General features: G+C 60.1%; 18 protein-coding genes. 13 read left to right on the forward strand and 5 right to left on the reverse strand.

The window, feature by feature from the left end:
• The first annotated feature begins 40 nt into the window (after window positions 1–40).
• The 7 genes from FHX16_RS11625 (at window position 41) to FHX16_RS11655 (ending at window position 8,121) form a co-directional block, all read left to right on the forward strand.
• Window positions 41–1,861, forward strand: a complete 1,821-nt coding sequence (locus FHX16_RS11625; RefSeq protein ID WP_183862782.1) for a methyl-accepting chemotaxis protein — start codon at window positions 41–43, stop codon at window positions 1,859–1,861.
• 140 nt (window positions 1,862–2,001) lie between these two features.
• Window positions 2,002–2,829 carry a hypothetical protein gene (locus tag FHX16_RS11630; RefSeq protein ID WP_259128346.1) on the forward strand — a complete coding sequence of 276 codons (828 nt, stop codon included), beginning with the start codon at window positions 2,002–2,004 and terminating at the stop codon, window positions 2,827–2,829.
• 86 nt (window positions 2,830–2,915) lie between these two features.
• The gene (locus FHX16_RS11635) at window positions 2,916–3,932 is read left to right on the forward strand and encodes a linear amide C-N hydrolase (RefSeq protein ID WP_405049278.1); all 1,017 of its coding nucleotides are present in this window, start codon (window positions 2,916–2,918) and stop codon (window positions 3,930–3,932) included.
• A 58-nt stretch (window positions 3,933–3,990) separates the two neighbouring features.
• Window positions 3,991–5,652, forward strand: a complete 1,662-nt coding sequence (locus FHX16_RS11640) for an alpha/beta-hydrolase family protein (protein WP_183862778.1) — start codon at window positions 3,991–3,993, stop codon at window positions 5,650–5,652.
• Between the two features lie 113 nt (window positions 5,653–5,765).
• Window positions 5,766–5,939, forward strand: coding sequence for a hypothetical protein (locus FHX16_RS11645; protein WP_176705686.1), 174 nt, complete (start codon window positions 5,766–5,768; stop codon window positions 5,937–5,939).
• Between the two features lie 431 nt (window positions 5,940–6,370).
• Window positions 6,371–6,586 (forward strand): hypothetical protein, encoded by a 216-nt coding sequence (locus FHX16_RS11650; RefSeq protein ID WP_183862776.1) that lies wholly within the window; start codon window positions 6,371–6,373, stop codon window positions 6,584–6,586.
• A 113-nt stretch (window positions 6,587–6,699) separates the two neighbouring features.
• Window positions 6,700–8,121 carry an aspartate aminotransferase family protein gene (locus FHX16_RS11655; protein ID WP_183862774.1) on the forward strand — a complete coding sequence of 474 codons (1,422 nt, stop codon included), beginning with the start codon at window positions 6,700–6,702 and terminating at the stop codon, window positions 8,119–8,121.
• Between the two features lie 13 nt (window positions 8,122–8,134).
• Here FHX16_RS11655 and FHX16_RS11660 read toward each other — a convergent pair whose 3' ends face one another.
• Both FHX16_RS11660 and FHX16_RS11665 read right to left on the reverse strand, forming a co-directional pair.
• The gene (locus FHX16_RS11660) at window positions 8,135–8,554 is read right to left on the reverse strand and encodes a DoxX family protein (protein ID WP_183862772.1); all 420 of its coding nucleotides are present in this window, start codon (window positions 8,552–8,554) and stop codon (window positions 8,135–8,137) included.
• An 89-nt stretch (window positions 8,555–8,643) separates the two neighbouring features.
• Window positions 8,644–9,690: a sensor domain-containing diguanylate cyclase gene (locus tag FHX16_RS11665; protein WP_183862770.1), complete on the reverse strand. Its 1,047-nt coding sequence runs from the start codon at window positions 9,688–9,690 to the stop codon at window positions 8,644–8,646.
• A 228-nt stretch (window positions 9,691–9,918) separates the two neighbouring features.
• On the opposite strand from FHX16_RS11665, the gene FHX16_RS11670 reads away from it, so the two are divergent.
• From FHX16_RS11670 to FHX16_RS11680, 3 genes are all read left to right on the forward strand, one after another.
• Window positions 9,919–11,247 carry an extensin family protein gene (locus FHX16_RS11670; protein ID WP_183862768.1) on the forward strand — a complete coding sequence of 443 codons (1,329 nt, stop codon included), beginning with the start codon at window positions 9,919–9,921 and terminating at the stop codon, window positions 11,245–11,247.
• A 390-nt stretch (window positions 11,248–11,637) separates the two neighbouring features.
• Window positions 11,638–12,564 (forward strand): ABC transporter ATP-binding protein, encoded by a 927-nt coding sequence (locus FHX16_RS11675; protein ID WP_183862766.1) that lies wholly within the window; start codon window positions 11,638–11,640, stop codon window positions 12,562–12,564.
• The gene (locus FHX16_RS11680; RefSeq protein WP_183862764.1) at window positions 12,561–13,322 is read left to right on the forward strand and encodes an ABC transporter permease; all 762 of its coding nucleotides are present in this window, start codon (window positions 12,561–12,563) and stop codon (window positions 13,320–13,322) included. The genes FHX16_RS11675 and FHX16_RS11680 overlap by 4 nt, the downstream gene beginning before the upstream one ends.
• Before the next feature lie 9 nt (window positions 13,323–13,331).
• Here the strand turns inward: FHX16_RS11680 and FHX16_RS11685 are convergent, their stop codons facing one another.
• From FHX16_RS11685 to FHX16_RS11695, 3 genes are read right to left on the reverse strand one after another with little or no spacing between them, the layout of a single operon-like run.
• Window positions 13,332–14,033, reverse strand: coding sequence for a TIGR02281 family clan AA aspartic protease (locus FHX16_RS11685; RefSeq protein ID WP_183862762.1), 702 nt, complete (start codon window positions 14,031–14,033; stop codon window positions 13,332–13,334).
• Entirely contained in the window at window positions 14,030–14,239 is a 210-nt protein-coding gene (locus FHX16_RS11690) for a DUF1289 domain-containing protein (RefSeq protein ID WP_183862760.1), read from the reverse strand. The genes FHX16_RS11685 and FHX16_RS11690 overlap by 4 nt, the downstream gene beginning before the upstream one ends.
• 18 nt (window positions 14,240–14,257) lie before the next feature.
• Window positions 14,258–15,040: an adenosylcobinamide-GDP ribazoletransferase gene (locus tag FHX16_RS11695; protein WP_183862758.1), complete on the reverse strand. Its 783-nt coding sequence runs from the start codon at window positions 15,038–15,040 to the stop codon at window positions 14,258–14,260.
• Window positions 15,041–15,178: 138 nt separating this feature from the next.
• Here FHX16_RS11695 and cobT point away from each other — a divergent pair, with 138 nt between their 5' ends.
• The 3 genes from cobT to FHX16_RS11710 all read left to right on the forward strand — a co-directional run bounded on the left by cobT (window position 15,179) and on the right by FHX16_RS11710 (window position 17,921).
• Window positions 15,179–16,195, forward strand: coding sequence for a nicotinate-nucleotide--dimethylbenzimidazole phosphoribosyltransferase (gene cobT / locus FHX16_RS11700; RefSeq protein ID WP_183862756.1), 1,017 nt, complete (start codon window positions 15,179–15,181; stop codon window positions 16,193–16,195).
• 119 nt (window positions 16,196–16,314) lie between these two features.
• Window positions 16,315–16,695, forward strand: a complete 381-nt coding sequence (locus FHX16_RS11705) for a diacylglycerol kinase (protein WP_183862754.1) — start codon at window positions 16,315–16,317, stop codon at window positions 16,693–16,695.
• Between the two features lie 119 nt (window positions 16,696–16,814).
• On the forward strand, window positions 16,815–17,921 hold the full coding sequence (locus FHX16_RS11710) for a hypothetical protein (RefSeq protein WP_183862752.1): 1,107 nt from the start codon (window positions 16,815–16,817) through the stop codon (window positions 17,919–17,921).

Genomic DNA, 17,921 nt, shown 5'->3' on the forward strand with positions numbered 1-17,921 from the left:
AGTATTTGACTATGATCAAATTCTGAACTGCTGGGGCTCAATGCGTAACGTCAAGATTTCCACCCGCCTCTATTCTCTTGTGGGGCTGGCGCTGACTATTCTGGTGCTCGCCATCACCTTCTTCCTGAACTATTCGCATGCCAAGCTGGAGAGCGAGCGCAAGCATGGTCTTGCGCAGATGGACGCGACGGCGATCGCCATCTTCGAGAAATACTACAAGCTGGAACAGTCCGGCGCGATGACGCGAGAGCAGGCGCAAACTGCGGCGAAAGACGTGATCTCGGCCATGCGCTACGGCGGCAATGGCTACTTCTGGATCAATGACATGCATCCGACGATGATCATGCATCCGATCAAGCCGGAGCTGAACGGAACGGATCTGTCCCAGAACAAGGATCCGACCGGGAAATTCATCTTCGTTGAGTTCGCCAACACCGTGAAGAAGAGCGGCGAAGGCTTTGTCGACTACTACTGGCCGAAGCCGGGTGCGGCAGAGCCGGTGCTGAAATACTCGCATGTGGTCGGCTTCGAACCTTGGGGCTGGGTCGTCGGCACAGGCGTCTATGCCGACGATCTTGCGGCCCTTTATCGTCAGAATGCGATCTGGGCGGGCGGCGCCTGCCTTGTCGGCGCGATTGTCATCATCGCGGTTGCCTTTGGCATTGTGCGCAGCGTGACGTCGCCGATCGCTCGGCTCAAGGGCGCGATGAACGCCATTGCCGATGAGCATGATGCGGTCGACATCGTCGATCACGACAGACGTGACGAGATCGGCGCGATGGCGAAATCCCTGCTTGTGTTGCGGGATTCCGTCCGTGAGCGCGCGGTCATGCGGGATCGCGAGGGCCGGCATCAGTCGCAGATCGAGGAGGAGCGTCGGGGCAACGAGGCCAATTTGCGCTCGGCGGCGGATCGTCAGAGCCTTGCCATCCAGTCGCTCGGTGCCGGCCTCGAGAAACTGGCGGTCGGCGACCTGACCGTGTCGATCGACGATCTCGGCGACGACTATGCCAAGCTGCGATCCGACTTCAACTCCGCGGTTGGCGCGCTGAATGGGGTTATCCAGGCGATCGCGGAATCGACGCGTGTCGTCAACGACAGCGCCGGCAATATCAGCGGAGCAACAAACAATCTGTCGAAGCGCACCGAACAGCAGGCGGCCGCCCTTGAAGAGACAGCGGCGGCTCTTGACGAAATTACTGCGACGGTGCGGACGGCGTCGGAACGCGCGGCGGAGGCTCGCGAGATGGTAGCGGAAACCAAGACCAGCGCCGGCAAGTCGGGTGAGATTGTCCGCAATGCGGTAACTGCGATGAACCGGATCGAGGATTCGTCCAACCGTATCGGTCAGATCATCGGCGTCATCGACGAGATTGCCTTCCAGACGAACCTGCTCGCACTCAATGCCGGTGTCGAGGCGGCGCGTGCAGGCGAGGCGGGACGCGGCTTCGCCGTGGTCGCACAGGAAGTGCGTGAGTTGGCGCAACGCTCGGCCAATGCCGCAAAGGAGATCAAGGTGCTGATCAGCACCTCGGCAAGCGAGGTCGGCAACGGCGTCATGCTGGTGCGCTCCACCGGCGACGCCCTGCTCGAAATCGAGGAACTGGTCAATCGCGTCAACAACCATGTCGCGTCGATCGCCACAGCGGCGCGCGAGCAGGCGACGGGGCTCAACGAGATCAACACCTCGGTCAATCACATGGACCAGATGACGCAGCAGAATGCCGCGATGGTGGAAGAGACTACGGCTGCAAGCCAGACGCTGGCCGAGGAAAGCCGGCAGCTGAGCACATTGCTCGCCAACTTCAGACTGCGCGCTGCCACTGGCGGTGCCGCGGGCCGGATGTCCCACGCCGCCTGACTACTCGGCTAACGACGCATCGAAAGTCTCCCGCGCAATGTTGCGGGGGACTTTTTTCGTGCCGGCTACCTGTTCGTGCGTCCCTTGAATTTGCGCTTTCAGATAGTAAGGTGCGAGGCGTCCCGTAGCGGAGGCTAGGAATGCTTCGATTCTCGCCTTGCGTGCCGATGAGTTTGTTCGGCCTCGTGTTTTGCATGTCGTCGATAGCGTTTTCACCGAGCAGGGCTGCTGACTTCGATGCTGAGCGCATGGAGCCGGAGAGGGAATGGGCAGTCATCGTCAGCCCATATGCCTGGGCCGCCTCGCTGAATGGCAGTGGATCGCTCGCCGGCTTCGACACGGATGTGGACGTGCCGTTCTCCGAGATTTTCGATCACCTCGATTTCGTCCTGATGGGAAATGTCGAGGTTACGAACGGAAAATGGGGCGTCTATTTCGATGGGCAGCACGTTCAGACAAGTCAGGATGAAGAGGCTTTCGCGCACGAGATCGGGCTTGATATCAAGACCACGACACTCTCGGCAGGCGCATTCTTCAAGGCCTACGAGATTGATCTGGGTGGGCAGACAGTCTTTGGAAAACCTCGAACGATCGCCTTCGAGCCAACCGCCGGGGTTCGTTGGACTGAGCTGAAGGCAGATGTTTCCGCTTTCGGCACCAGTACCACGAAGAGCGCCGACTGGACCGATCCATTTATCGGCCTTCGGATGAATGCGGATCTCACCGAGCGCTGGAATCTGTTTGCCGAGGCTGACATCGGCGGTTTCGATGTCGGATCGAAGGTCAGCGTCAATGCGCAGGCCTATCTCGGCTACCGGATGGAGATGTTCGGCAAGCCGACGATCCTGAGGGCTGGCTATCGTTTGCTGTATCAGGACTATGAAAACGACGATTTCACCGGCGCAAACAAGTTTCGCTGGGATGTCAGCCAACACGGTCCTGTCGTCGGCTTCTCGATGCGCTTCTAGTTCAGTTCAAACAAAGGATGGAGTAGCGGATGATCTTCGGCAGTAACCCTCTGGCTCGTTCACTTGTTGCGCTCGCCGTCGGATCGATGTTGGTCCTTGGGCAGACAGCGGCTGAGGCATGCACGCGCCTGGTCTATCTCGGCCCGGATGGAAACATCATCACTGCCCGGTCGATGGACTGGAAGAGCGATGTCGCCACGAACCTTTGGGTGCTGCCGCGTGGCATCGAGCGCAACGGCGAGGCTGGTCCGAACTCCATCAAGTGGACAGCGAAATATGGCAGCGTGGTTGCCACCGGATACGACGTTTCCACGACCGATGGGGTCAACGAGGCGGGCCTCAATGTCAATCTGCTGTGGCTCGTGGAGTCCGAGTATCCGAAGTTCGACAAGGACAGCAAACCGGGCCTGACGATCGCGGCGTGGGGGCAATATGTGCTCGACAACTTTGCGTCCGTGGACGAGGCGGTGGCAGCGCTTGAAAAGGAGCCCTTCACCGTTGTCACCGACAACGTCCCGGGCGAGAACCGCCTGACGACGCTTCACCTTTCGATGTCCGACAAGACTGGCGACAGTGCGATCGTGGAGTACATCAACGGTAGGCAGGTCATCCACCATGACCGAAAATATCAGGTGATGACGAACTCGCCGATCTTCGACGAGCAACTCGCCCTGAATTCCTATTGGAAGCAGATCGGCGGGACGGTCATGCTGCCGGGCACAAACCGCGCCTCCGACCGGTTCGCGCGTGCGTCCTTCTACGTGAATGCCATTCCTAAGGACGAAGATCCGAACAGGGCCTTGGCGAGCGTCTTCAGCGTCATTCGAAACGCTTCCGTGCCTTACGGCTTGAACACGCCGGAAGAGCCGAACATCTCCTCGACACGCTGGCGGACGGTCGTAGATCACAAGCGTATGCTCTACTTCTTCGAGTCAGCGCTGACGCCCAATACGTTTTGGGTCGATCTCAAGGCAATCGACTTCTCCAAGGACAGCGGTAAGGTGATGAAGCTCGATCTGGGCGAGAACCAGGATCACACCTACGCCGGAGACGCGACGAAGGACTTCAAGGAGTCCGCGCCGTTCAAGTTCCTCGGACTTTAGATGTGGCAAGACTGGGCACGCCGGTCGTTATCGGCGTCAGAAGCATGAGAGGGAACGCATGAACCGTTTGCTGCTGCGCCTGTTCGCGTCGTTTTCGACGCCGGGGCTGGCCCTAGCCTTCATTTTCTTCGCTGCGTCGCTGACGCCGAGCCTCATGCCGCGCTCCTATTTCATTCAAGGCGCTCTGTCCGGCATTGCCGCCGCGGTCGGGTATCTCATCGCGGTAAGTTTCACTTGGCTGTGGAAGTACTTGGAACTGCCCGTTTTCGACGGCCGCAGGCTGCCCGGCAACCTGATCGTTTGCGGACTTGGCCTCTTGCTGGCCGTGGCTTTCCTTTGGCGGGCTGCCGACTGGCAGAATTCGATCCGCGACTTATGGCATATCGAGCGTGTCGATACGGCCGACCCCTTCAAGGTTGCGACCATCGCCATCCTCGTCTTTTTCGCGGCCTTTCTGATTGGGCGGCTGTTCCGCCTTACCTGTCTGTCCTTTTCGGGATGGCTATCACGCTTCGTCCCGCGTCGGGTCTCGCAGGTGGTTGGCGGGGCACTGGCCATCGTGCTTTTCTGGTCCGTCGTGAACGGCGTGCTGCTGCGCTCGGCTCTCCATATGGCAGACACATCCTTCCGGAAATTGGATGCACTGGTGGAAGACAACATCCCCGTACCAGCCGACCCCGCGAAGACCGGAAGCACCGCCTCGCTTGTCACCTGGGAGGGACTTGGTCGCCAGGGCCGTCATTTCATCTCATCGGGGCCGACAGCCGTTGATATCGGCGATTTCTGGAAGACTGTGGCGCAGGAGCCGATACGAACTTACGTCGGCCTCAACAACGCAGAGACCATCGAGCAACGCGCAAGGCTTGCGCTGGACGAAATGAAGCGCCAAGGCGCGTTCGAACGCTCGCTGCTCGTCATCATCGTCCCAACCGGCACCGGCTGGATCGACCCCGAGGCAATGGATACGCTCGAATATCTGCAGCACGGGGACGTGGCGAGCGTGGGTCTCCAGTATTCCTATCTGACCAGCTGGCTTTCGCTGCTCGTCGAGCCGGAATACGGATCGGCTTCCGCCAGGGCGCTCTTTCGTGAAGTCTATGGCTACTGGACGACGCTGCCGCGAGACAAGAGACCCAAGCTCTACCTGCACGGCCTCAGCCTTGGAGCGCTGAATTCCCAGATCTCCGCCGACATATTCGATATCGTGTCGGATCCCTTCCATGGCGCGTTGTGGAGTGGCCCGCCGTTCGAAAGCAGAATGTGGCGCGACGTGACGGCTGCGCGCAATCCCAAATCGCCCGCTTGGTTGCCGCAGTTCCGGGATGGATCTCTCATTCGGTTCACCAACCAGACGAACCAGTTGGATATTCCCGGTGCACATTGGGGACCAATTCGCCTTGTCTATCTGCAATATGCCAGCGATGCCGTGACGTTTTTCGATCCTCATTCCTTCTACCGGGAGCCGGCCTGGATGCGGCAGCCGCGAGGACCCGATGTTTCGCCGAGCCTGCGTTGGTTTCCCGCGCTGACGATGCTGCAATTGCTCGTCGACATGGCAACCGCTACGACGTCCCCGATGGGGTACGGCCATGTCTATGCTCCGCAACACTACATTGATGGTTGGATCACCGTGACGGACGCGAAGATCGACGCGGAGCAGGTCGACGCCTTGAAGCGGTTGTTCCAGCAGCGGCCAGCGCAGACCGGCGAGGGCGACTAGTTATCCACAGGTCGCGCCTCAAATCGGGAAACGCTGAGCGTTAACCATGTTCATTAGGCTTTCATTCAGCGTCTCGTATCAGTTTGCGCCGCAGTGGCTGGGAAACCACAGCATTGAGGCTCGAAACAATGACCTACAGCGGCTTGCTTTTTACTGCCATCGTGGCGGGTCTGATAACAATTCTGGCCGTCGGTAGCCGTCCGGCCAGCGAAGCCGCGTCCAACTGGCCCCAGATGCAGGTGATGAAGACAGACCGGATCGTCACGGGCAGCGTTCCAGCTCGATAGACGAGGGGTGCGTCGGATTTGCCCGGCGCAAGCGACGCCAGCTGCACCAAATCGGAACCTCCGGCATCTCTTAGGGAGACGCCTTGCCTGACGTTCAGGCTTTGTTAGGCATCCCGGGGGCAATGCCTTTGTCAGGGCAGGCGGATGACCTAAGTCGACATCATGGGAGAGAAATCATCATCCGAGTCGCGGCCATGCCTGATCGATCTGGTGATCGTCGGACTGGTCGCGGGACTTCTGGCCTGCCTGCTACGTGGTGGCAGCATCGGTCCGATCGCGCCGGTGGGCTTGGGAACGGCCTTGTCCTGGTATTTTCTGGGCTTCCCGATCATCAGGACAAGAAATCGCTCGCGTTAAATTGGTAGTCCGAAGCAAGAGCACGTTAAGAGTCGAGGGCTTAAGCGGGTAGGGTTCTTTAAGGCAATTTACCCATGTGTAGTTCCGATCAACGTTACGATGTCATTTGCGACCCGCTCGATTCATGGATCGTGTGGGACAACGAGACTGAAGAGCCTGCTTCTTTCGGCGGGCAGATATTGCACGGCTTGACCGAAGGCCATGCCATCGAAGTCGCTAAGATCATGAACGAGCTCTACGGCAGCGAGAAACGCGATGTGCCGATGGCGTTTCGCAGCCTCGGCGCTTGAAGCCCTGAAGGCTGTCGACAGGTGCGCTTAGCCGGTGGGCTGGCCCCGTCATAGAGTTCAGGCTACTCTCCGCCATCGCGGGCTTTGACGGCGCGGCGTGGAGGGCGGATATCATGGGCACGAAGGAATTGTTCTCAATCGCTGCCGGTCATGCGGCCCGCTTTCGAGAGAAGAACGACGGCCGTCCCCATCACCCATTTCATGACTATTTCGCCTCGGTGGATGCCTTTGCCGGTCCGCTGCCCGAACAACCATCACCCATGGTCGACGTGCTCGAGCAATTGGTGACGGCAGCGGAGCCCGGCTTGCATCTAACGACCGGGGGGCGCTTCTTTGGCTGGGTCATCGGCGGCTCTCATCCGATGGGGGTTGCTGCCGATTTCCTGACGAGCGCATGGGGACAGAATGCCGGCAACCATATGGTGTCGCCTTCGGCTGCGGCGGTAGAAACAGTGGCTGCGGCCTGGTTGCTTCAACTGCTCGGGCTCCCGACAGGCAGCTCTGTCGGCTTTGTCACCGGCGCGACCCTCGCAAATTTCACCTGTCTTGCATCTGCTCGGGGCGAGGTGCTGCTAAGGGCCGGTTGGGATGCAGATGCCAATGGATTGTTCGGAGCGCCGCCAATCACCGTACTGATCGGCGATGACGCGCATACGACCGTGTTTTCGGCTTTGCAGTTTCTCGGACTTGGACACGATCGTGTGGTGCGCATCGCGACGGATGATCAAGGGCGCATCAAGCCTGCAGCGTTCGAGCGGGCGGTAGCGGATGTTTCCGGACCGTGTATAGCGGTCCTCCAGGCTGGCCAGATCAATACCGGCGGCTGCGACGATTTCCGTAGCTTGGTCCCGCTCGCCAAATCGAAAGGCGCATGGGTGCATGTCGACGGTGCATTTGGCCTGTGGGCGCAGGCTTCCGCCCTGCGATGCGATTTGACCGCTGGCGTAGAGCAGGCGGACAGTTGGGCCACCGACGGGCACAAGTGGCTGCAGACGCCGTATGATTGCGGCTATGCGATCGTGCGCGACGAACTGGCGCATCGGCGCGCGATGACCATCGCGGCGAGTTATCTGCCGCTTGCGAGCGAAGGCGAGCGCAATTCCTCGGACTATGTCCCGGAACTGTCGCGACGCGCACGCGGCTTTGCCACATGGGCGATGATCAAACACCTGGGGAGCAGTGGTGTCGGCGCTCTGGTCGATCAAGCGTGTGACGCTGCAAAGGCCATCGCTTTCGCTCTTGGCGCGGAACCGGGCATTGCTATCGGCAATGATGTCGTTCTCAACCAGGTTATCGTGCGCTTCGGAGCGGACCTGCCGCCCGAGCAGGGTGATGAGCTGACGAAACGAACGATCGGGGCCTTGCAGCGCGAAGGCGTCCTGTTTGCCAGCGGAGCGGCATGGCGCGGCAGGCACGTCATGCGGCTTTCGGTTTCCAACTATCAGACGGGTGCCGACGAGGCGGAGAGGGCGATTGACGCAATCTTGCGAGCCTATCGACGAGAGCGCCGCGACGCCAGTGTGACCGAGCGGTGACCTGTCGTTCGCGCTAGAACCCGCGACCCTTCAGCCAGGTATCAATCGAGAGAGCGCCTGCACCGACGGCCGCGAGCACGAACATGCCGCCTGCAATCGCGAGATCCTTCTCGAAATGAAAGAGCTCGTTCTGGTCGCTGAAGTTGGTGTGATAGAGCGTCGCCGTCGCAACGCAAAACAGGCCCAAGGCGGTCGCGCCGATGCGGGTCAAAAAACCGGCCGCGATGGAGAGACCAGCAACGATCTGCAGAGCGATCGTTGCCACAAGCAAGGGGACGCTCAAGCCGAATTGCGCGGCCATCTCGATGGCGCCGGAAAAATTCAGCGCCAGCGATACGCCCTCATGCAGAAAGATCCAGGCAAGAAGCAGCCGGCCGATCAACAGCGTAGTCTCGCGTGCACTTGTGACGACTGTGGATTTTCCGCCTGCCATATGGACCTCCAGCACGCTGCCAACGAACCCGGGATAGCGTTCCGGCATCTTACCTGAAAGCAGCAGATTCGTCAGGCTTTACCGGGTGGCTAGGCTGCATCCATCTTTCGGTTGTCGTCGCTGACCAAAGCCTGGCAGATTCGGAACCGGTTCTTGCCCTGAGACTTCGCCTCGTAGAGCGCGGCGTCGGCGCAAACGAAGATGTCGGAGCGCATGGTTGGGTCGAAGAAGGCGACGCCAACAGAGGCACCGACATGCATCCGGGAGCCATCCCGTTCGACGGAGCGGCTGAGGCAGTCGACGACCGTCTCAGCGAGCCTAGCGACGCTGCCGGCGCTGTCGTAACCGCTGACAAGGACCGCGAACTCGTCGCCGCCGATGCGTGCGACCAGATCTGCCCCCTGGCATGCCGCCAGCAGGCGCTCTGCTGTTTCCTTGAGGCATTCATCGCCGGCCTGGTGACCGAACGTGTCGTTGATCCCCTTAAAGCCATCAAGGTCGATGAGAAGCAGGGCTGTGGCGGTGCCGTTGATACAGCGGAGGGGCAGGCGTTGCAGCGCAGTCTGAAATTGCGCGCGGTTCGGGAGGCCAGTCAGGATGTCGAATTCTGCGAGATAGCGAATCTGGTCGAACATCGTCTTCTCGGCCGTGATGTCGAGTTTCATGCCGAAAATACGGACAGGTACACCGCCTTCACACTCAACGGTCGCGGTAATGCGGATCCATCGCGTATTGCCCTTGGGCGTGACGATCTCGGCGTCGAGTGTAAAGCCTGTGCGTTCCTCGATTGCACGCGTGCGGAGGCGAGCAAGCTCGGCGAGCGACTCCTTCGAGTAGCACTTCAGGATTTCGGCGCGATCGAGTTCGGCGTCGTCTGGCATATCGAAGAGATCATAGACCATCTTGGTCCAGACCAGGCGATTGTCCGGAAGGCTGCATTCCCATACGCCAATCCTGGCGGCCTCAGACGAGCGATCGAAGATCTTGCGGCTGTGGGCAAGCGCAACTGCCTGTTGTTCGAGCTGCTTTTCCGTTTCCGCGAGCGCGTTTTGGAGAGCCTCCATGGCAGCCTGGCGGCCGCGCCGGGAGGGCGCCACGCAGTCTGCGATTTTGGCGAAGGCAGCGAAGAATTTCATGCTCGACCCAACGTTGGATGGCCCAATCCTACAATCGTTGGAATGACTTAAGATTTCGTTTTGTACGCGGCGGCGCCAACGGTCTTGTCGCGCGCGCTTGTGCTAGTCCGGTACTGTTTTGGGCTCAAGGCCCGCCGTCGCCGGTCCGGGTAAGCTTTCGTTCACCGTTCTTCACTAAATTTCGGTTGAAGTTTTAGATCCCTGCCGTTCCTCGGAAGCGATGAGAGCATGGCGTTTGTTTCCATTCTTCGGCGATACGTGCTGCCAACGCTGCTCTCGACGGCGCTGGTAACATGTTCGACCGATGGCCTTATTCCGCCCGGTGACGTCGACAACGGAACTCGGGTCGGATCGATTTCGCCGCAGCGCCGCGCGCCGGCGGCGCAGATGCAGATGCCGCCGAACGAGCAACCCTATCCGGTCGCAGGTGCACCGGTCGCTGATGCAGCAGGTTCGGTCGATTACCTCGATACGCCCAATCTTGCCGGAACGGGACACAGTGGCGCGGGCACTCGGTCACGGACGCTACAGGCACCGCAGCAACCTGGGCGCTTGCCTATGATCGACAGCGATGAGGCAATGGCAGGGGCGCAGGGTGCGGCCGGATCGCTTCGCAGTCAGCCTTCGACCTGGGGAGGGACTCAGCAGCTCTCGGTGCCCGAGGGCGGCGTCAACATGGATGCCGAACTTGGTGCCGAACCGGTTGTCGGCCTCGCCGAGGAACAGCAGCAACAGATCGCGGAGGGGCACTCCGATCAGCCGGTCGTCGATGGCATCGGGACCGACAATCCTACCCAGCTCAATCCTGCACGGATCCCGGCGCCGGCGGCGCAGGCACAGATGAGCAGCGCGCCTGTTTGGAACGATGGCAGGGCGGTCGTGGCGCCCGCGCGGGTGCCCGAGGAGAACGACGAGCAGGAGGTCGCCATGCTGCGGCCGAACAACCCGACCGCGCCGATGATGAGTGCGCCCGCGGCTCCTGCTGATCCGAGCGTCATGCCGGCCTCGGAGCTTGCCTGCCGCCGCGAGCTGAAGCGAATGGGCGTTGTCTATACCGAGAAGCCACCAATCTCGAACGGGCCCGCTTGCCAGGTGCCGTATCCGATCTCGTTGCAGGGGCTTTCCGGCAATATCGGTGTCAGGCCAGCGGTGACACTGAATTGCCAGGTGACGCTCGCTTTTGCCAAATGGGTCAAGAACGAGCTCGCCCCGTCCGCGCGCTTCCGCTACTGGTCGGGCATCAAGACCATTCAGCCGCTTGGCGGATACAGCTGCCGCCGCATGAACAACAGCCGGCAGCGCTACAATCCGATGTCCGAGCATGCCCGCGGCAACGCGATCGATGTCGGCAAGTTCGTTCTGAAGAGCGGCCACGCGATCGACGTGCGCAAGAAGGGGCTGTTCTCGTTCCGGGAGGGCAGGCTGTTGCAGGCCGTGCGCACCGACAGCTGCAAATATTTCAATACAGTGTTAGGGCCCGGGAGCAACCCGGAGCACTGGAACCATTTCCATTTCGATCTGCGCGAACGCCAGAGCGGCAGGGTCTACTGCCACTGAAAAGGAAAGGCCGGCCCGAAGGCCGGCCCAAGGCGAACACGGCGCGGGCGGCACCGCCCGGCCGAGTCAGATCATGTAATGACTGGTAATGCACTTCACGCATGTCGAGGAAACACGGGAGCGTAACGAGATCGCTCAGGCGGCTGCTCCGCAAGGGGTGCGGCGGGACGGAGAGCGCTTGCTGCCTCGCCGCCTTTATGCCGCAGAAAGATCACCGGTTGATGACATGCTGCCACGCCGGAGTTTTCCACAGGCTTGGACATTTTTTTCGCTTGGAAGCGTTTTCACGGAAGTGAATACTCTGTTCAGCAGCGCCGGGATGTCAAAACCACCGGAAACGCATATATAGCGGCGAGCAACTTTTCGCCGCAGCCTCCATAAGAGCCCTTCATGGCCCCGATCATTTCCATTCGAAATCTCACCAAGACCTACGCCAACGGATTTCAGGCCCTCAAAGGCATCGACCTCGATGTCGAGAAGGGCGAAATCCTTGCCTTGCTCGGGCCGAACGGGGCGGGCAAGACGACGATGATCTCGATTGTCTGCGGCATTACCAATCCGAGCGGGGGCGCTGTTTCCGTCGGCGGTCATGACGTGGTGAAGGATTTCCGGGCGACGCGTTCTATGATCGGTCTCGTTCCACAGGAGCTAACCACCGATCAGTTCGAGACTGTGTGGAATACGGTCAGCTTCTCGCGCGGTCTGCACGGCAAGCGATCCAACCCCGCGCATATAGAGAAGGTGCTTCGCGATCTTTCGCTCTGGGACAAGAAGGACAACACGCTGCGGCAATTGTCCGGCGGCATGAAGCGAAGGGTGCTGATTGCCAAGGCGCTATCGCATGAGCCGGAAATTCTCTTCCTCGACGAGCCCACCGCAGGTGTCGACGTGACGCTGCGCAAGGACATGTGGCACGTCGTCGAAAAGCTGCGCCGCTCCGGCGTCACGATTATCCTGACCACGCACTATATCGAAGAGGCGGAAGAGATCGCCGACCGTGTCGGCGTCATCAACGGCGGCGAGCTGTTGTTGGTCGAAGACAAGACGGCGCTGATGGCGAAGCTCGGCCGCAAGCAGCTTATTCTCGAACTGAACGAACCGCTGCAAGCGCTGCCGGATCGGTTTGCGGGCAATGGTCTTTCGCTTGTGGCAGACGGCAGCCGCCTGATCTACGACTTCGATACTCAGAAGGAGCAGGAAAGCATCGCCACGCTGCTGAAGCGGCTCGGCGAGCACAACATTCACTTCAAGGATCTTTCCACGCAACAGAGCTCGCTGGAAGACATCTTCGTGGCGCTCGTGGGAGGGGCAAAATGAACTTCGAAGCCATCAGATCCATCTATTTCTTCGAAATGGCCCGCACCCGCCGGACGCTTCTGCAAAGTGTCGTTTCGCCTGTGATCTCGACATCGCTCTATTTCATCGTTTTCGGCGCGGCGATCGGTTCGCGCATCCAGCAGGTTGAAGGCGTGTCCTACGGCGCGTTCATCACGCCCGGCCTGATCATGCTGACGCTGCTCGGGCAATGCATCAGCAACGGGTCGTTCGGAATCTACTTTCCGAAGTTCACCGGCACGATTTACGAGGTATTGTCGGCGCCGGTGGCAATGACCGAAATTCTGCTTGGCTATGTCGGTGCCGCGGCGACAAAAGGGTTGATGATCGGGGTGATTATCCTGCTCACTGCGAATGTCTTCGTGGACATCCGGATCGAGCATCCAGTGATGATGGTTCTGTTCTTTCTGCTGACAGCGATCACGTTCAGCCTGTTCGGCTTCATGATCGGCATATGGGCCACGAATTTCGAACAGTTGAACCTCATTCCCATGCTCGTCGTGCCGCCCTTGACCTTCCTCGGTGGCAGCTTCTATTCGATCAACATGCTGCCGCCCTTCTGGCAGGCAGTGAGCCACTTCAACCCCGTACTCTATCTCGTCAGCGGCTTCCGTTGGAGCTTCTTTGGCATCGCGGACGTCAACCCGCTAGTGAGCCTCGGGATGATCGCGATCTTCCTGGCGATCTGTCTAGGGACGCTGGGCTGGATTTTCAGGACGGGCTACCGGCTGCGGAGCTGAACACTGCCTCTAGTCCCGCATCCGAAGCTCGTCAGTCTGGATCTGCAAGGATCCGAGGGTCGAGAGGAAGCTCATCCCGAGAAGGCTCTGATCGAGCTTGCCGTCCTGCGCGACGCTGGCGGGAACGTTATGACGGATGATTGGGCCGATGGCGACCTCGGAAAGCATGACACGGGCGGCGCGGGCGCGGCCGTTTGCAGTCATCACGCTCATCGAATATTCGAGGTTGTCAGGGATAATGCCTACTCGCTCGGCGTCTTCGCGGGACAGCGCGATCATGCTGGCGCCAGTATCGACCAGCATCGAAATACTCTGGCCGTTGATCGTGACATAGGCCTCGTAATGGCCGTTCAAAAGCTTGTGCAAGATGACCTCCTGATCACCCTCGCTGGTGGTCACGACCACGGCGCGGCCCGGGACAAGACCTGCGAGCAGACGATTGCCGACCCCGAGTGCTTCCTGCCGATAGAGATAAAGGGTCGCAAGGCCGAGGATCAGGACAAGCCAGATCATCAGGTTGCGAAGGGTCTCGCTGGCGCTGGCGCGGCGCGCCCAGATGCCGGCAGCCAGCATCAACGCGATCGGAAGCAGATAGATGAAGCGGCCGAAATCGTCGGTCCGCATACCGAAGATCCGGCTTGTGTCGTCGCTGAACAGGAGGACGGCGAGACCCAGGCCAAGGACCGCAAGGACGATCGTCAGACGGTTCATGCACGCCGCTCCGGCCTAATCTGCGTAGCCTGCGAGATATCCTGTCCCTTTGCGAAAAGCCGTGCGGGCAGTACGGCCATGAGCCGTTCGCGCTCGTCGTCGGAAAATGACATCCAACCGCCAATCTCGGCAAGCGTACGACCGCAGCCCGTACAAAGGCCGGTCTTTGGGTCGATACAGCAGACATCGATGCAGGGTGTTTGCATGCAATCTATATCGAGATTTCACAGGGCCATGGCAAGGGCGCAGACGGCGGCGATTTCCGAAATCTGTTGCGCCGCGCCGAGCGTGTCACCCGTATGGCCTTCAAGCTTGTGGCGCACGAACCGGGTGAAGGCCATGACCGACAAGCCGCAGCCAAGGAGAGCGCAAACGAGAGGAAGGAGACCAAGGCTCGGCCAGAGAAGCAGAGCGGACACAACACAGCCGGACACGAGCGCCATGTGCATCGAGCCTTCGCCGGGTTGGCCGGCGGCGGCTGCTACGCCCACGGGTCTTGCCGATGGCAGCCGGTGCCAGTGCCAGACGAGCGCGCCGCGGCTGATGCAGGCGATTGCGGGAATCGTGAGCGCCGCGGCAAGTGGCTGCGCTGTGCGTGCGATCGCAGCGAGTGCAGCCGCCCGAAGCGCGAACGACAGGATCAGCGAGAGCGCACCATAGGTGCCGATGCGGCTGTCCTTCATGATGGAGAGCGCGTGGTCGCGGTCGCGCCCGCCGCCGAGGCCATCGGCGCAGTCGGCAAGGCCATCCTCGTGCAGCGCGCCGGTCAATACTGCTTGAACGGCCAGGGCTGCAAACGCCGACATCAGACTGTCGGCGCGCAGGCCGAGCATGACCAGGAAGACAAGCGCGGGCACGAGCGCAATGACAATGCCTGCCATGGGAAAGGCGCGGGAGGCGCGGTCAAGCTTGCCGTCGAAGCCGGCGAAGGCGAAAGACGGCATCGGAATGCGGCTGAGGAAGGCGACGGCGCGAGCGAGGTCGGCCGCATAGTTTCCGATGTTCATTCTCACCCCGACTCCGCGACCATATGCAGCGCTTTAGGAGTTGTTCGCCCCGGCGCCTACCTTTAAGAGAGTGGCGACGAAAGAAGCTGATTTGCAGCGAAAAGACAAGTTACCGACCAAGACAAGGAAATCGCATTCATGAGCGTTTCAGGCCTGCCATTCGACGATTTTCGGGCACTTCTGCGCGATCTCCCGGGACCGGATGCCAGGGCACTTGCAGCCGCGCGCGAACGCGATGCTCAATTGACGAAGCCGCCCGGCGCCCTCGGACGGCTTGAGGAAATTGCGTTCTGGCTTGCCGCCTGGACGGGCAGGGCGCCTGCAGTGAACCGGCCGCTGGTGGCGATCTTCGCCGGCAACCACGGCGTCACCAAGCAGGGCATCACGCCGTTTCCGCCGGCCGTGACGCAGCAGATGGTGGAGAATTTTGCGGCCGGCGGCGCTGCGATCAATCAGATCTGCGTGGCCTATGATCTTGGGCTGAAGGTCTTCGATCTCGCGCTCGACTACCCGACCGGTGACATCACCGAAGAGCCCGCATTGTCCGAGCGCGATTGTGCGGCAACCATGGCCTTCGGCATGGAGGCGATCGCAGGCGGCACCGATCTTCTTTGCATCGGCGAGATGGGGATCGGTAACACCACGATCGCAGCAGCGATCAACTATGCCCTTTACGGCGGGAACGCGCGTGACTGGGTTGGCCCGGGCACCGGTTCCGAAGGCGAAATGCTGGAACGCAAGATAGCTGCGGTCGAAAAGGCTGTGGCGCTGCACAGTGACCATCTTGACGATCCGCTGGAGATCATGCGCCGCCTCGGCGGACGCGAAATCGCGGCGATGGCTGGGGCAATCCTGGCCGCGCGTGTCGAGAGGATCCCGGTGCTGATCGACGGCTATGTCGCGACAGCGGCCGCCGCCATCCTGAAGGCCGCCAATCCTTCGGCGCTCGATCACTGCTTGATCGGCCACGTCTCCGGCGAACCCGGACATTTGCGAGCGATTGAAATGCTTGGCAAAACGCCGCTTCTCGCGCTCGGGATGCGGCTTGGCGAGGGGACTGGCGCGGCGCTCGCGGCCGGTATCGTCAAGGCAGCGGCGGCCTGCCATTCCGGCATGGCAACGTTCTCGCAGGCAGGTGTCAGCAACAAGCACTGAAACCTTCAGGTTTATGACAGGTTGATGACAGAGTTCTTGCCGCGGGGACCGTGAACCGGTATCGCAATTTCTGACTGATGGCGGCAATGGCTGCCATTGACGGACGACGAGGGCACTTGATGAAACCTGCCGTGACAAAACTCACCGGCATCAGCCACTTCTTTGCAGCCGCCAGCTATTCGCTTGGCGGCTTTCGCCGGCTGATCAAGGAGGCGGCGTTCCGGCAGGAACTGTTGTTCTTCGTGGTTTCACTGATCCTGCTGGTCTCCGTCGGCGCGACGCTGGCGGAGTTGATGATCGCTGTCGTCCTGTTTCTCGTGCTCTTTGCCGTAGAGGCGCTCAACACCGCGATCGAGGAAGTCATCGACAGGATTTCGCCTGAGATCTCGATGGTTGGAAAGCACGCCAAGGATCTCGGCTCTTTCGCCGTGCTCTGCACGATTGCCGCGTGCGGGGTGTTCCTCCTGTTTACGATCGGCAAGCATCTGCTGTTCGGGTAAACGGCGCGCCTCCACTTCTTGATGTAATCGGTTGTTGTTACTACACAAGTGCATCTTGTGGGTGTATTTCAACCTACGCTAGGCTGGCTGTCAGGTGCGCACCAACTGGAGGGGTGGCGATGTCGGCGATGGCAGGGAGATCAAACTCAACTTCCGAGGAACGCGAGCGCGGCCGACATGCGCTTCTTCTCTGCATCGTGGGCGGAGTTGCAACGGTTGTAACCCTGCTCTTTATGCTTCTCTCGCAGTTTGACGGTTGGATCGCTGCTACAGGCGTCGGCGGTTTGATTACCTTCCTTGGAATGTCCATTGGTGGTTTCCTTGGCTTTTTGTTCTCGGTACCGCGAATTCTGGCGAAGGACAGCACAGCACCGCTCAGCGCCATTGTTGGCGCGGCAGCAAATGGGACGGGTCCATCTGCCCCGCCGGCGGCTGTGGCGGCGATTAAGCGCGAGCGTCTGCTCAGTTCGAACACGAACCTCGAGCGCATCTCTGAGTGGCTTACGACAATGCTCGTTGGCGTGGGGCTCACACAGATCGGCTCGCTCGATCGGGCAATAATGGGCCTTAGCGGCTTTCTCGACGCGAAGGCCCGGGTTTTCCTCGTCGATGGACAGCCAAATGCCGGCGTTCTCCCCGCAATCGGTCCTCTCCTGCTAGTTTGCGGATTGGTAAGCGGATTCATCTTCTTCTATCTGTATACCCGGATCTATTTGTCGCCACTCTTTCAGCGCGTTGAAGAAATTCTGGGAGACGAGCTAAGCACGGAACCACTGCTAACCGCGATCCCCGAGTTCCGAAATGCGGCGGCGAGCCTTGCCGAGGGCACTGATAACCTATCGATGGCGTACACTTCGAAGGCTTCGGAGATTTCTATAGCAGACAGTCTCGATGTCATCCAAAACCTCCTTTATAAAACCGATGGATACGCGCGAGCACTCGAGCTCAGCAACAAACTCGTGACCACGCCAGCAGTCAAGCTTGCACGGTACTGGTTTCTCATGTCGGCAGCCTATGGCCAAAAGCATCACGCACTATTGGACGCCGACGCACCCGAAGCAGAGCGTCTTTCTGCAAGGCGTGCTGTGCTTGACGCGGTGCAAAAGACCGTCCAGCTCAATCCTAGCTATAGAGCGAGGTTGATTGCCTTGACTGACGCAGGCGCGTTCGACAACGATCTGCAGGATTTTGCGACGAGTGATGATTTTTGGCGGATCGTCAAATAG

Source organism: Rhizobium sp. BK661 (genome assembly GCF_024808825.1).
Taxonomy (GTDB): Bacteria; Pseudomonadota; Alphaproteobacteria; order Rhizobiales; family Rhizobiaceae; genus Rhizobium.

Coding starts and splice junctions, on each gene's coding strand:
- FHX16_RS11675 (WP_183862766.1), top strand. CDS start 11,638: ATGGCCCCGATCATTTCCATTCGAAATCTCACCAAGACCTACGCCAAC.
- FHX16_RS11655 (WP_183862774.1), top strand. CDS start 6,700: ATGGGCACGAAGGAATTGTTCTCAATCGCTGCCGGTCATGCGGCCCGC.
- FHX16_RS11705 (WP_183862754.1), top strand. CDS start 16,315: ATGAAACCTGCCGTGACAAAACTCACCGGCATCAGCCACTTCTTTGCA.
- FHX16_RS11635 (WP_405049278.1), top strand. CDS start 2,916: ATGTTGGTCCTTGGGCAGACAGCGGCTGAGGCATGCACGCGCCTGGTC.
- FHX16_RS11630 (WP_259128346.1), top strand. CDS start 2,002: ATGCTTCGATTCTCGCCTTGCGTGCCGATGAGTTTGTTCGGCCTCGTG.
- cobT (WP_183862756.1), top strand. CDS start 15,179: ATGAGCGTTTCAGGCCTGCCATTCGACGATTTTCGGGCACTTCTGCGC.
- FHX16_RS11665 (WP_183862770.1), bottom strand. CDS start 9,690: ATGAAATTCTTCGCTGCCTTCGCCAAAATCGCAGACTGCGTGGCGCCC.
- FHX16_RS11690 (WP_183862760.1), bottom strand. CDS start 14,239: ATGCAAACACCCTGCATCGATGTCTGCTGTATCGACCCAAAGACCGGC.
- FHX16_RS11710 (WP_183862752.1), top strand. CDS start 16,815: ATGTCGGCGATGGCAGGGAGATCAAACTCAACTTCCGAGGAACGCGAG.
- FHX16_RS11650 (WP_183862776.1), top strand. CDS start 6,371: ATGTGTAGTTCCGATCAACGTTACGATGTCATTTGCGACCCGCTCGAT.
- FHX16_RS11695 (WP_183862758.1), bottom strand. CDS start 15,040: ATGAACATCGGAAACTATGCGGCCGACCTCGCTCGCGCCGTCGCCTTC.
- FHX16_RS11685 (WP_183862762.1), bottom strand. CDS start 14,033: ATGAACCGTCTGACGATCGTCCTTGCGGTCCTTGGCCTGGGTCTCGCC.
- FHX16_RS11660 (WP_183862772.1), bottom strand. CDS start 8,554: ATGGCAGGCGGAAAATCCACAGTCGTCACAAGTGCACGCGAGACTACG.
- FHX16_RS11670 (WP_183862768.1), top strand. CDS start 9,919: ATGGCGTTTGTTTCCATTCTTCGGCGATACGTGCTGCCAACGCTGCTC.
- FHX16_RS11640 (WP_183862778.1), top strand. CDS start 3,991: ATGAACCGTTTGCTGCTGCGCCTGTTCGCGTCGTTTTCGACGCCGGGG.
- FHX16_RS11625 (WP_183862782.1), top strand. CDS start 41: ATGCGTAACGTCAAGATTTCCACCCGCCTCTATTCTCTTGTGGGGCTG.
- FHX16_RS11680 (WP_183862764.1), top strand. CDS start 12,561: ATGAACTTCGAAGCCATCAGATCCATCTATTTCTTCGAAATGGCCCGC.